We start from the raw sequence: 13362 nt of genomic DNA, 5'->3' as shown, positions 1-13362 counted from the left end.
AAAATTGTGAACAGCCGGGGCCCGAAAAGCGCCCGCGCGGCGGCTGTGCCGGGCGGGCGTATCCACAAAAGAGCCCTGGGGCGGGGAAGGGGGCTGCGTTCAGGCCGCCAGGGTAAAGGTCAGTTTCACCGGGTTGTGGTCGCTGAAGGCGAACCGGGTGTCGATGTTCTCGGCCCTGGCCTGTACGTTGTCGGATACCAGGAACCCGTCCACCACCGTGGTGTAGTTCCCCCCCGGGGTGTAGGGAAGGTCCGCCCCCCGGCAGGTGGGCACCGCAAAGCCGTTGTCCGCCGCCACAAAGGCAAAATGGTCGGGCAGGTCGGCGTCATCCAGCGTCTGCACCCAGCCGGGGAAAGCCTGCCCGCTTTCAAAGGCGTGGGCGGTGCCGTACAGGGCGTGGTTGAAGTCGCCCCCCACGATCACATAGTTGCCCTGTTCGTATTCCCGGGCGATCACATCACACAGCAGTTCCAGCTGCCGGGCCCGCACGGTGCCCCCCTCGTCGTAGGCGGACATGTGGCTGTGCACCAGCACCAGCTGGCGGGCGGTGCCCTCCACCGGCAGATAGAGCAGGGTAAAGCACCGGTCCAGGTCGGTGAACTTCACAAAAAAGCTCTCGTCCACCGGGTAGCTGCGCCGCACCGCCCGGTCTACCCGGTAGCGGGACAAAGTCTGCAGCCCCGCCACCGTGTCCCCGTGGGGGTCGGTGAAGGGATAGAACAGAAAGGCGCTGTGGAAATTCTCTCCCCACACATGGCTGTAGCCGGCAAAGGCGTCCGTTGTTTTCTGCCGCTGGTTCACCCGGAAGCTGCGGTGGGCGTTCTCGTCCACCTCCTGCAGCAGCAACAGGTCGGCGTCCAGGGTCAGCAGGGTGTCCAGGGCGGCGTCGGTGTGGGCCAGCACCTCCTCCCGGCTGCGGGCCCGGCCCCACTGCCCCCGGGTGGGGGTGCCGTCCGCCATCTGCCCGGTGTCCATAAAAAAGGAATACTCCGGCCCGTAGGCCCCGAAGCCCAGGTTGCAGGTCACGGCGGTGTAGGGGGTGCCGGCGGTCAGCTGCGCCTGCCGGGGGTTGTCCACCTCCAGCGGGGTGTTGTCCGCAATGCGGTAGTATTGGGCCTGCAGATAGGCTACATACCCGCCCAGGGCCAGCACCAGAATTCCCAGCAGGGCCGCCGGCACCAGGGCAAGGCGTTTCCATTTCCGGCTCATACCGTCCTCCTTTTGTGAAAAAAGAAAGAGCGGCACAACCCTGCGGGGGTTCGTGCCGCTCTCTGTCTCCAACACTTTCCTTTATCATACAGGAAAAAACCGCCCGGCGCTATGGGCAAAAGGCATAAAAATCCCGCCCGTTCCTTGGGCGCAACGCCCGGCCGGGCAGGGGATCCCCCCGGGCCGTCCCGGCCAGAAACCGCAGGGCCGGGTCCATGAACACCCCCAGCCCCACCGAGAAGGCCAGGGACAGCAGGATGGCCAGGTAAAAGCTGAAAGCGCTGACCTTGCGGGCTTCCTGGGGCTGGCCGGCCCTCAGCAGGCGGGAAATCAGGGTGCCGCCGCCGATGCCCGCCAGGGAGGCCAGGCACAGCAGCATGTTGACCACCGGCAAAATCAGCGAAGCCCCCGCCAGCATGTAGGGGTTGTCGGTGCGGCCGATATAAAAGGTATCGGCCATGTTGTAGATGAGCACAATGATCTGGCTGATGGCCGCTGGCAGAATCATCCGGCGCAGGGCCACCGGCACGGGCAAAGACGAAAAGAGTTCCTCCTGGGTGGGGGTGCTGCTCATGAAAAAAGCCCCTTTCCGGCCCGGGCACCCCTTGCAGGGGCGGGGACGGGCGCGTATAATCAAAACAAAGACGGGCCGCTTTACAGCAGGCCCTTTTCACAGTATAGCGCGTTTGGGCGCAAATGCAAAGAGCGTCCGCCCTGTGCGGACAAGGAGGGGTTCCCATGTTGCAAACACAAGCGCTGGCGGATAATCTGTACATGCTGTACGATGGAATGGTACGGCAGTTTCTTCTCACCGCCCCGGACAAGGCCCTGCTGCTGGACACCGGTTTTGCGGGCAGTCAGGTGCTGGAGGCGGTGCGGGGCCTCACCGACGCCCCGGTGCAGGTGCTGCTGACCCACGGCGACCCCGACCACGCCGGGGGCCTGGAGGAATTTGCCGAGGCCTGGCTGCATGAAAAGGACTGGCACCTGGTGCACGGGTCCACCAGGCTGCACCCCCTGCGGGAGGGGGATACCTTCACCTGCGGGGACTACCGGCTGGAGGTCATCGAGATTCCCGGCCACACCTACGGCAGCGTGGCCTTTGCCGACTGGGACAAGGGAATGCTGTTTGCGGGGGATTCGGTGCAGAAGGAGGGGCCCATCTACCTCTTCGGCGCCCACCGCAACCTGGGCCTGTACATCCAGAGCCAGGAAAAGCTGGCCCAAATGGCCCACCGGTTCCGCATCGTCTATCCCTGCCACCACACCTGCCCCGTCATCCCCGATTACATCGCCAAAAACCTGGAGGACGCCCGGGCCCTGCGGGCGGGCACCCTCACCGGCCAGCCCACCCCCGGTATGCCCTGCCTGACCTACCAGGGGCAGTGGACCGCCTTCTTCTGCACCGAGGAGGACCGGCTGCGCCCCTGACACCCCCACAAAACCAAACCCCGCCCGGCCAGGACACCGGACGGGGATTTTTGTCCGCCCCGCAGGGCGGACCGGCAGAAAGGAAGAAGTTTGCCATGAAAACCACCACCCGCAGCCTGGCCCTGCTCCACGTTGCCGTCATGCTTTTCGGCCTGTCGGCGGTGCTGGGCCGGTTCACCGCCCTGCCGGCGGTGCTGGTGGCCGGGGGCCGGGTGCTCTGTTCCTCGGCGCTGCTGCTGGGGCTCTGCCTGGCCACCCGCACCCGCCTGGCCCTGGCCACCCGGCGGGACCTGGCGCTGGCCATGGGGGCCGGGGCGGTGCTGGCGGTGCACTGGACTGCCTTCTTCCAGTCGGTGCAGATGGCCTCGGTGGCGGTGGGCACCCTGACCTACGCCACCTTCCCCCTGTTTGTGACCTTCCTGGAACCCCTGGTCTACCGGGAACCGTTGCGCCCCGCTGCCGTGGGCCGGGCGGTGCTGCTGCTGGCGGGGGTGCTCATCACGGTGCCCGCCTTCAGCCTGCAGAACCGGGCCACCGCCGGGGTGGTGTGGGGGATGGTCTCCAGCCTGGCCTACGGGGTGCTCACCCTGTGCAACCGGCGGCTGTCCCGGCAATACCCCGCCCGGCTGGTCTGCCTGTACGAGCAGGGCACCGCCGCCGTGCTGCTGCTGCCCGCCTTTTTCCTGGTGCCGGCGGTGTACACCCCCCGGGACCTGGGGGCGGTGGCGGCCATCGGCTTTGTCTGCACCGCCCTGGCCCACACCCTGTATGTGGCGGCCCAGAAAGGGGTCAGCGCCCAGACGGCAGGGCTGGTGTCGGGGATGGAGACGGTGTACGGCATCCTCTACGCCCTGTTGCTGCTGGGGGAGGCCCCCACCCCGCGGGAACTGGCGGGCGGCGCCCTCATCCTGGGGGTGGCCGCCTGGAGCACGGTGCGGGCGGAAAATTAGGAACTTTTGCTTTCCAGCTCCACCGTGAAGGTGGCCCCTCCTCCCGGGGTATCGGTCAGGGTCAACCGGGCCCGCAGCAGGCGGGCCAGCTCCCGGGCCACGCTCAGCCCCAGACCGAAATTCTGCTTGCAGGTGCGGCTCTCATCCCCCCGGTAAAACCGGTGGAAGATCTTCTCTTTGCGGTCATCGGGGATGCCGGGTCCCCGGTCCACCACCGAAAACCGCATCCCCACCCTTCGCCCGGGCAAAACCTCCAGCGTCAGGCTCACCGGGGTGGCGGATGGGGTGTGGTCCAGCGCATTCTGTAACAGGATGGACAGCAGCTGACTCAGCCGCCCGGCGTCGGTGACCAGGGGCGGCACCGGGCCATCGGGCAAGGTCAGGGTCAGGGGGTGGCCCTGCTCCCGGGCCAGCGGATAAAACCGCTCATAGACCTCAATACATAGGGTGTCCGGGGCTGTGGGGACGGGGCGCACCGTCAGAGCCCCCGCGTCCCCCGCTGCCAGCACCAGCAGATCATCGGTAAGGACGGCCATGCGGTCGGTCTCCCGCCGGGCAGTGCGCAGAAATTCCCCCTGTCGGGTGGAGTCCTGTCCGGCGGCGTCCAGGCTGGCCTTGATCACCGCCAAAGGGCTGCGCAGCTCATGCCCTGCCGCCGCGATGAACTCATTCTGCTGCTGCCAGGCCCGGCGCACCGGTACCAGCATCCGCCCGGCCAACAGCCAGCCCGCTGCCCCCAGGGCTGCGGTGCCTCCCAGCCACAGAAGGACAAAAAAGAGTCCCGCGCCGGCGCCGAAAACGCTCCCTGTGGGCTGTACCAGCACCAGTTCCAGCCGGTTGCCCCCGTCGCGGGGCAGCACCGCCGCCGCCCCCCGCCAGGAAGCTCCGGCGGCATCGGCAAAGGTGAAGGTCAGAACGTCGGCCGTCTCAGCAGAGGAAAGCGCCATCTCCGCGGCGGTCTGCCGGGCCAGGTCCAGCAGGGCGGCGGTGGCCGGGTTCTGCCGGGTACGGGCGGAAAACAGGGTGGGCTGCCCGTTGTCCCACAGGTCCAGCACCACGCCTGCTCCCTGCTGCTGACGCAGCAGCCAGGTGTCGCTCACCGATGATGCCTCGGCCAGGGCGTCGCACAGGCTTTGGACGGTCTGACCGAAAAGGGTGTCCACCGCCTGCCGCCGTTGCTGCCGGTACAGCCAGGCGCCTCCCACCAGAGCGGCGGTGAGCACCGGCACCGTGAGCAGCACAAAAAGCAGGGTCATACGCCGCCGCAGGGATTTCAGCATAGGTCCACCTCCAGCCGGTATCCACTGCCCCGCACAGTCACCACCCGGGCCCGGCTGCCCACTCCGGCCAGCCGCCGCCGTACAAAGTGGATGTAGCAGTCCAGGTTGGCATCTTCCACCTCGGCCAGCGGCCCCCAAACCCGGGCCAGGAGCACGCTGCGGGCCTGCAGCCGTCCGGGGGCCCGCATCAGGGCTTCCAACAGTTCGCATTCCTTGGGGGAAAGCTCCGCGCTGCCCGTAGGGCCGGTGAGGGTCAACTCTCCGGTGTCCAGCCGCAGATCCCCCGCAACCAGGGCCCCGGTGCCGCCGCTGCGGCGCAGCAGTGCCCGCAGCCGGGCCAGCAGCACAGGGGTATCAAAAGGCTTGCCCAGATAGTCATCCGCTCCGGCGTCCAGCCCGTCCACGGTGTCCCCGGCTCCCGCCAGGGCGGTGAGCATCAGCACCGGGGTTGTCACCTCCTTGGCCCGGGCTGCCCGCAGCAGGGTCACCCCGTCCAGGCCGGGCAGCATCCGGTCCAGGATACACAGATCATACCCGCCGCTGACCAACAGGGCCAGGCCCTCTGGCCCGGTGTGGCAGAAATCCGTCTTGCCAAGCCCGGCCAGCGCCGGGGTCAGGGCGGCGCACAGGGCGGTGTCGTCTTCAATCAACAGTATCCGCATGGCAAACCTCTCCTTTGTCCACCAGTATACCAGATTTGTCTTGAAAATACCTTGAAAAAATTCCCCGTGCCTTCAAGGACAATTCAAGGCGGGCAGGGTAGAATGAAAGTACCGAAACCGAAAAGGAGGAACCACCATGAGACATCTGGGATTGTGGACTTTGCCCCTGGCCGCCGCCCTGCTGGCCGGGTGCGGCCCTTCCGCTGCTCCCGCCGCCACCGCCGAGACCGCCGCCCCTGCCGCCTGGCACTGGGAAGCGCAGACGGTGGACCTGCAGGGGGCTTCCTCCGTGGGGGACATCATCTGCAAAGCGGACGGTACGGTGCAGCTGTGCCTGTACGACAAGAGCAACGACGAATACCGGATGCTGGTTTCCGCCGACAACGGCGAAACCTGGACAAGCCAATTCCCCGACTGGCTGCCCGGGGTGCTGGGCCGGGACGAGGAAGTGCGCCACATTCTGAGCTCCGATGAGGGCACCTGGCTGGTCTTGGTGGGGCCCAAGGGGTGGAACGAAGAAGGAGAGCTTTCTTTTTGGTTGGGAACGGAGGAAAATCTCACCCGGTGGAAGGTCTCCGACCTGGTGCCCGGCTGGGAGCTGATGGCGGCGCCTGCCTTCCTGGGGGACGGGCGCCTGGTCTTTTTGCCTGCTACCCTGGAACTGGAGCTGGCCCCCGACCTGGCGGTATATGATCCGGCTACCGGCGGCTGCACCACAGTGTCCGGGGCGAGGAAGCAGGCCTTTGCCTACTGGCAGATGGACGCGGACAACGCAGGGGAACGGACCGACCGGAGCAGCATCTTTGCCCCGTGTGGGGCCGGCAGCCGATATGTGTATATGACCTATGGGGCCAACGGGGTTCAGCTGCGGGCCATCGATCCGGACACCGGAACCAACACCCAGCTGCTGGAGGATGTGCCCGGCGGGGCGGTGGCTGCCATGACCGGCCTGCCCGACGGTACCCTCTACTTTTTGAATGGGGAGGGTATCTGGCGGCTGGCGGCGGGGGGCACCCTGCCCGAACTGGTGGTGGAGATCCCCGGGAAAGACCTGGCGGCCTCCTCCCCCGAAAACCGGGTGTCTGCCTGCCTGGGCTGTGCCGCGGACGGCAGCTTCCTGATGCTGACCCACGACGCTTACGGCGCCAGCACCCTGACCCGGTACGCCATGGTGTCGGAATAAAAACAAAACGGCGGCCCCCGTGCGGGAGCCGCTGCTTTTTTATGGGAACGTATGGAGGGTGGTTATTTCAGCCAGGTGCGGAAGAAGGATTCCAGCTTGTCGAAGGGGATGGCGTTCTTGCCGCCGCCGTCGTACAGGTCGGTGTGTACCGCGTCGGGGATGAGCAGCAGCTCCTTGTTCTCCGGGCAGGGGTTGCCTTTCATCATATCCGCAAAGGCGTCCTTGCCCATGTAGCAGGAATGGGCCTTCTCCCCGTGCATGATAAGAACGGCGCTGCGGATCTCGTTGCTGTAGTGCAGGATGGGCTGGTTCAGAAAGGACATGCAGCCGATGACGTTCCACCCGCCGTTGGAGTTCAGCGACCGGGCGTGGTAGCCGCGGGAAGTCTTGTAGTAGTCGTAGTAGTCCTTCACAAAGAAGGGGGCATCCTCCGGCAGGGGATCCACCACCCCGCCGCCCAGGGCGTAGCTGCCGGCCTGGTAATCGGCGGTGCGCTGGGCGTTCAGGGCCTTGCGTTTTTCGTAGCGGGCGGGCTCGCTGTCCTCGGCGTCAAAGTAGCCCTTGGCGTTGATGCGGGCCATATCGTACATGGTGGACACCACCGTGGCCTTCACCCGGGTGTCCAGGGCGGCGGTGTTCAGGGCCAGGCCGCCCCAGCCGCAGATGCCGATGATGCCGATTTTCTCCGGGTCCACGTCCTCCCGGGTGCTCAGGTAGTCCACTGCGGCCTGGAAATCCTCGGTGTTGATGTCCGGGGAAGCCATATACCGGGGCGTGCCGCCGCTCTCGCCGGTGAAGGAGGGGTCAAAGGCGATGGTCAGAAAGCCCCGCTCGGCCATGGTCTGGGCGTACAGGCCGGAAGCCTGTTCCTTCACCGCGCCGAAGGGCCCGCACACCGCCAGCGCCGCCAGCTTGCCCGTGGCGTTTTTGGGGCGGTAGAGGTCCGCTGCCAACGTGATGCCGTACCGGTTGTGAAAGGTGATTTTCTCGTGGTCCACCTTGTCGCTCTTGGCAAAAGTCTTGTCCCATTCCCGGGTCAGATGCAGCTCTTCCATAGTATACCGTCCTTTCGGTTCAGGGGTCGGCCCGCGGGCCGGCCCCGGTGCTTTTTCTTCAGTATACGTCCAAAAAGGCGGTATGTCTAATAGTTATATTGCATATCAAGCTATGCCCGGAATGAATAACGACGCCGGTCAGGGATTCTTGCGGGGCAGGAACTTTTGCAGCAGCCGCAGCAGCTCCCGCATGTCCAGGGGCTTGGCAATGTGGGCGTTCATGCCGCATTCCAGGCACTTGTGGATGTCCTCCGAGAAGGCGTCGGCGGTCATGGCCAGGATGGGGATGGATTTGGCGTCGGGGCGGTCCAGAGCACGGATGGCCTTGGTGGCCTCGTAGCCGTCCATCTCGGGCATGCGCAGGTCCATCAAAATCAGGTCGTAGGTGCCGGGGGCGGCGGCGGTGAACTTCTCCACACACAGGCGGCCGTTCTCCGCCCAGTCCAGGGTGAAGCCCTGGGCCGAAAGCAGCTCGTTGGCAATCTCCCAGTTCAGCTCGTTGTCCTCCGCCACCAGCAGCCGGAAACCGGTAAAGTCGGGGGCAATGTCCCGGGCGGGGGCATCCTTGGCCCCGGCATCTTCGGACTGGGCGTAGGGCAGAAGGCCGTGGTACAAGGTGGATTTGAACAGGGGCTTGGGCAAAAATCCGGTGATGCCCGCGGCCCGGGCCTGGGATTCAATGTCCCCCCAGTCGTAGGCGGAGATCAGCAGGATGGGCACCCCGTCCCCCACGGCGGCCCGCAGACGGCGGGCGGTTTCCACCCCGTCCATGTCGGGCATTTTCCAGTCCAGCAGGATGATATGGTAGTCCCGGCCTTGCCGGTGGCGTTCTTCGGCCATGGCCAGGGCCTGGGCCCCGCCGGTGGCCCACTGGGCGTTCACCCCGATCTGGCACAGGTTTTCGGCGGCGGAGGTGCACAGCTGTTCGTCGTCGTCCACCACCAGCATATCCCAGGCGGGCAGATGCATGGGGGCACCGGTGTCCGGCACCGCCTGCAGGTCCACCGTCACCCGGAATTCGCTGCCCTTGTCCACCTGGCTGGACACCGTGATGGTGCCCTGCATCTCGTCCACAATGTACTTGGTGATGGTCATGCCCAGGCCGGTGCCCTCGGTGCGCTGCACCCGGCGGTTGTCCTCCCGGGCAAAGGACTCGAAGATTTTTTGTTGGAATTCCTCCGACATGCCGATGCCGGTGTCCTTGACCACAAAATGGGTGCGCACATAGTCCTCCCCTTTGGGGGAGGCTTCCTGGCTGACGGCCAGGGTGATGCTGCCCCCTTCGGGGGTGAACTTCAGGGCGTTGGAAAGCAGGTTCAGCAGCACCTGGTTCAGGCGCACGCTGTCACAGTAGACGTTTTCCCGGTCAATGTCCCGGATAAAGACGTCAAAGCACTGTTTTTTCGCCTTGACCTGGGGCTGGATGATGTTGACGATGCCTTCCACCGTCTCCTGCAGGCTGACGGCGTCGATGTTCAGGGTGAGCTTGCCGCTCTCAATTTTGGACATGTCCAGCACGTCGTTGATCAGCCCCAGCAGATGCTTGCTGGACAGGGAAATCTTGCGCAGGCAGGACCGCACTCGGTCGGGGTCCTCCACGTTGGCGGCGGCGATGGCCGTCATGCCCACAATGGCGTTCATGGGGGTGCGGATGTCGTGGCTCATGTTGGACAAAAACTCGCTCTTGGCCCGGCTGGCGTGTTCGGCTTCCCGCTGGGCCATTTCCACCTCGGCCAGCTGCCGGCGGGACATACGGAAATACAGGAAAAACACAAACAGGGTGGCCGCCAGCAGCAGCCCGCAGCCCGCCAGGGTGGTGGTCATCTGCCAGCTGCTCAGGTCAGCCACTGCCTCGTCCAGGGCGCCGTAGGGCATGACGGTGACCAGATACCACTCGGAGTTGTTCAGCGGCGAACAGCACACATGCCGCCGCTGCCCATCGGTGAGCATGGCGGCGCTGAACAGCTCTCCTTTGGCGATGGCCTGTTTCAGGTCGGCGATGGCCTCATCGGTGGTCATATCCTCAAACTCGCTGTGGTTCTGCAGCCAGTCAAAGTAGTTGTCCTCCGGGATGTCGGCGTTGTTTTTCAGCACAAAGCAGCCGTCGGCCTCAATGATATGGGAAAAGATCAGGGTGTTGTCGATGCTTAAGGACAGGGTATCGTTGATGGAGTCCAGGGGCACCCCGGCCAGCAGGGCGGTACACTGGCTGCCGTCCGGCATGGGGTAGCCTTCCGAGACAGGATAGCCCACCGACACCCCGAAGAGCAGCAGCCCTTCCCCGTCGGCGGCATCGGCCAGCACCACCTTGGGGTTGGCCTGGTTCAGGGAAGCCAGAAGGGCGTCTTCCTTCCGGATGGTCACCGGCTTCCCGTAGAGTACATCTGCCTTGCCCTCGGTGTTGTACAGGGCCAGGTAGGTGAAGTCCCGGGCCTGGGCGGCGGTGGTCATGGACTGAAGGAAGTCTTCGTCGATGGTGTCCACGCTGGAGGGGGGCACCGCCAGGGTGATGCCCTCCACCTGGGACAGCTGCATCTCCACCAGCGAGTCAAAATGCCGCTGCAGCTGGGTGTTGATATCCTCCATGTACAGGGTGGCCACCTGGGTCAGGGTCTGGTCGCTTCGCTCCACCATGACCCGGGCAATCACCCCGAACACCGCCACGCACAGGGCGGCCAGACAGATCAGGCTGACCCACAGAAAAGTCAGCACCCGTTTTTTCATCAAACCGGATTCCCCCCACAGACAAACCGCAATTCCTTGCATTTTGCCTTTATTATACTGCATCCGTGGTCAAAATGGTAGCGCCCGCAGCCAAAAGGGCGGCCCCGCTGCACAGCAGCGGGACCGCCCGGAGGGAAGAACAGGGGCTTTTTATTCACTCTTGATGGCTTCCAGCGCCGGAATCTGCACCGCCTTGTTGGCGGGGTAGTATCCGGACCCCAGACCGATGAAAACCGAGAAGACCAGGGCGAAGAGGTAGAGCCAGGGCGGAATGACCGAAACCCGGCTGATGCCCTCGGCGCCCAACATGGCAGGCAGGAAGTTTTCCGGGGCAAAGCCCAGGGAAACCAGATTGATGACAAGGGAGATCAGAAAGCTGATGACGCTGCCGATCACCCCGCCGATGAAGCCGATGGCCCCGGCTTCGGCCAGGAACAGCACCCGGATGTCGTAGACGTAGCAGCCCAGAGACTTCATGACGCCGATCTCCTTGGTGCGCTCGGAGATGGACATGATCATGGTGTTGGTGATGCCCAGGGCCGCCACGATCAGCGAGATGGCCCCCAGCCCGCCCAGCATCATCTGTTTCTGGCGGGCTTCCTTCTCCATGGGTTTGCGGATGCTCTCCATGGATTCGGTGGAGTAGCCCAGGTTCTTGATGGCGGTTTCCACCGGGTCCACCTGCTTGATGCCGCTGACCTTGACCAGCACCGAATCGTAGGCGGGGGTGCTGTTGGGGGTGCTGCGGCCGTTGGCGGCCCGCTTGAGCAGGGCCTGCAGGTCGGCCACGCTCATCATCACCCCGTCGGAGGTCTCGTAGCCTTTGGCGTTGTCCTCCTTCACGGCGCCCACCGCTTTCAGGGGCACGGTGAAGGTGCTGCCGTCGGCGCCGGTGACCTCCAGGGTCAGGGGCTGTTTCAGCGGGTCAAAGTAGGCGTCGGGAGGCGGCAGCAGCCGGCCGTCCTCGTCCATGCCGCTGTCCCAGCGGTTGATGGTGTTGGCCCCTTCGGGGCGCAGGGTGTCCCGGAAATTGTAGGCGAAATACTGCCCCACAGCCACCTCGCCCGGGGCGGCGGGGTAGGTCCCGTCGGTGAGCTGGTAGCCCATCTTGTCCATCTGGGCGGTGTCCAGCCCGGCCAGCATGGACCAGTCGGCCACATACCGGTTGCCGGGGCCCGCCAGCAGCCGGCAGGTGTAGGCGTCAAACCCCAGCTTGGGGGTCACCCCCTCCACCCCGTCCAGGGCGCGGATCTCCTTGAGCAGCTTGTCGTCCAGCTTTTTCTTGCCGTGGCCCTTCTGGGGGGCGGTGACCGTGATGATGGTCAGGTCCCCCAGCTCGGACAGCAGCTTTTCCTGGCTTTCCTTCATGCCGATGCCCAAGGACACCATGATCACGATGGAACAGCAGCCGATGAGCACCCCCAGCACGGTGAGGATGGTGCGGGATTTGCGTCGCAGCAGGTTCTGCAGGCAGACCCGCAGCAGATCTTCGTGCTTCATGGGTCACACCTCCGGGTCTTCCTCGTCCCAGGCGTCGTTGTCCCAGGCACCGGTGCCCCAGTCGTCCCGGTTGGGGTCGTTGTCCACCTCGGCCAGGGCCTTGCGGCGGCGGATCAGCACCACCGCCCCGGCCACCAGCCCGGCGGCGGGGATCACCAGCAGCACCGGCCAGGGGAACTTGAAGCCCCCGGCGTCCTCCTCCGGCACATCCATGCCCAGGTCGCCGTCGTCCGCCCCTTCGGCGGCGGTGAGCTCCACCGGAAATTCCAGGGTCTGGGGCTGCAGGTTGGGGTCCTCATAGCTCACCTTCAGGGTGACTTTCACCGGGCCGCTGCGGTTGGGGGTCAGGGCAAAACCGATGCTGCCGCTGGCCCCGGCGGCGATGTTGCCCACATACTGGGTGCGGGCGGTGGCGTCCACCCCGTCGCCCTCCACCGCGGCTTCCACGTTGGAAACCTCGGTCTTGCCGCGGTTGACGTAGTTCAGGGTCAGCACGCACTCCTCGCCCACGGTGCAGCTTTCGGGCAGGTTGGGGGCGTTGACCAGGAACCGGTCCTTCTGCACCACCGGCACCGCCATCTTGATTTCGGAGGTGGCGGCGATGCGCTTGCCCCCGTCCACATACTCGTACTTGAACTGCACCGTCACCGCCTGGGCGCCGCTCTTGGCGGTGGGCAGGGCCTGCAGGGGCACGGTCTGGGTCTGCTCCGCCTTGGAACCCAGGGTGTCGTAGTAGAAGGTGCTGGTGCCCCCGTCCAGGGCGAAGTTTTCGCCCCCGTCAATGCTGGCCACCACGTTTTCCACCTTCATCCGGCCCATGTTCTGGAACCGGAAATTCAGCTGGAACCGGGCCCCGGCGGCAATGTTCTCCTGCCCGTAGCTGAAATCCCGGATGACGATGTTGGGGGTGGCGCTGTCGATCCCGGGCCCCGGGGTGGTGGAGGGCGCCGCCGACAGGTTCAGCTTGTCCGAGGTGGTGGCCTGCAGCAGCTGGCCGGCGCTCTCGTAGGAATATTTCAGGTCCACCTGCAGCGACTGGGAAGCCGCGGCAATCTCCTTGGCCGCCTGCACCCGCAGGGTGACGGTGGTGCCCTTGCCCGGGTCCAGGTCGGGCAGGACCACCGTGCTCACGTCGTTGGCGATGATCAGGGATTCCGACGCGCTGAAGGAGGCCAGGGGCTTGATCATCCTGGTGCTTTCCGGCGCCGACGATCCTTTAACCCTGCGGCTGACCTGCCCCGGGGTGGAGTACGGCGGCACCGGCCGCAGCCTGAAGCTGAGCATTGCCCGCAAGGGCAGCGGCAGCCCCCAGACCCTGGAGGTGAGCGTCGCCCAGGCGGAGGAGTACGTGGCCCCCACCCCCGAACC

Annotated in this window: 12 protein-coding genes; 4 read left to right on the top strand and 8 right to left on the bottom strand. The window is 65.3% G+C overall.

The genetic code is table 11. From position 1 onward, the window contains the following. Positions 1–99 precede the first annotated feature (99 nt). Both H6B15_RS12620 and H6B15_RS12615 read right to left on the bottom strand, forming a co-directional pair. Positions 100–1209, bottom strand: a complete 1110-nt coding sequence (locus tag H6B15_RS12620; protein ID WP_204648360.1) for an endonuclease/exonuclease/phosphatase family protein — start codon at positions 1207–1209, stop codon at positions 100–102. Between the two features lie 109 nt (positions 1210–1318). Then, entirely contained in the window at positions 1319–1783 is a 465-nt protein-coding gene (locus H6B15_RS12615) for an MATE family efflux transporter (RefSeq protein WP_243424414.1), read from the bottom strand. Positions 1784–1947: 164 nt separating this feature from the next. Between H6B15_RS12615 and H6B15_RS12610 the strand changes: the two genes are divergently transcribed. After that, a complete protein-coding gene (locus H6B15_RS12610) occupies positions 1948–2640 on the top strand; it encodes an MBL fold metallo-hydrolase (protein ID WP_204648359.1) in 693 nt (230 codons plus the stop codon). Positions 2641–2735: 95 nt separating this feature from the next. Beyond that, positions 2736–3590, top strand: a complete 855-nt coding sequence (locus H6B15_RS12605; protein ID WP_204648358.1) for a DMT family transporter — start codon at positions 2736–2738, stop codon at positions 3588–3590. Here the strand turns inward: H6B15_RS12605 and H6B15_RS12600 are convergent. After that, positions 3587–4870: a sensor histidine kinase gene (locus H6B15_RS12600; RefSeq protein ID WP_204648357.1), complete on the bottom strand. Its 1284-nt coding sequence runs from the start codon at positions 4868–4870 to the stop codon at positions 3587–3589. The genes H6B15_RS12605 and H6B15_RS12600 overlap by 4 nt on opposite strands. Continuing rightward, a complete protein-coding gene (locus H6B15_RS12595) occupies positions 4864–5532 on the bottom strand; it encodes a response regulator transcription factor (RefSeq protein WP_204648356.1) in 669 nt (222 codons plus the stop codon). Before H6B15_RS12595 ends, H6B15_RS12600 begins: the two co-directional genes overlap by 7 nt. Positions 5533–5668: 136 nt before the next feature. Between H6B15_RS12595 and H6B15_RS12590 the strand changes: the two genes are divergently transcribed. Continuing rightward, positions 5669–6715, top strand: a complete 1047-nt coding sequence (locus tag H6B15_RS12590; protein WP_204648355.1) for a hypothetical protein — start codon at positions 5669–5671, stop codon at positions 6713–6715. Between the two features lie 62 nt (positions 6716–6777). On the opposite strand, the gene H6B15_RS12585 is transcribed toward H6B15_RS12590, so the two are convergent. From H6B15_RS12585 to H6B15_RS12570, 4 genes are all read right to left on the bottom strand, one after another. Further along, a complete protein-coding gene (locus tag H6B15_RS12585; RefSeq protein ID WP_204648354.1) occupies positions 6778–7770 on the bottom strand; it encodes an alpha/beta hydrolase in 993 nt (330 codons plus the stop codon). Between the two features lie 138 nt (positions 7771–7908). Further along, positions 7909–10494, bottom strand: coding sequence for a response regulator (locus tag H6B15_RS12580; RefSeq protein ID WP_204648386.1), 2586 nt, complete (start codon positions 10492–10494; stop codon positions 7909–7911). A gap of 150 nt (positions 10495–10644) precedes the next feature. Beyond that, positions 10645–11994, bottom strand: a complete 1350-nt coding sequence (locus H6B15_RS12575) for an ABC transporter permease (RefSeq protein ID WP_204648353.1) — start codon at positions 11992–11994, stop codon at positions 10645–10647. A gap of 3 nt (positions 11995–11997) precedes the next feature. Beyond that, positions 11998–13182, bottom strand: coding sequence for a COG1361 S-layer family protein (locus H6B15_RS12570; protein ID WP_204648352.1), 1185 nt, complete (start codon positions 13180–13182; stop codon positions 11998–12000). On the opposite strand from H6B15_RS12570, the gene H6B15_RS12565 reads away from it, so the two are divergent. Then, the coding region (locus H6B15_RS12565) for a hypothetical protein (protein ID WP_204648351.1) at positions 13175–13362 on the top strand (188 nt) is incomplete at its 3' end. The genes H6B15_RS12570 and H6B15_RS12565 overlap by 8 nt on opposite strands.

It is taken from the genome of Gemmiger formicilis (assembly GCF_016900095.1).
Classification (GTDB): Bacteria; Bacillota; Clostridia; order Oscillospirales; family Ruminococcaceae; genus Gemmiger; species Gemmiger formicilis_A.
This window is presented reverse-complemented; position numbering and strand designations above follow the sequence as displayed.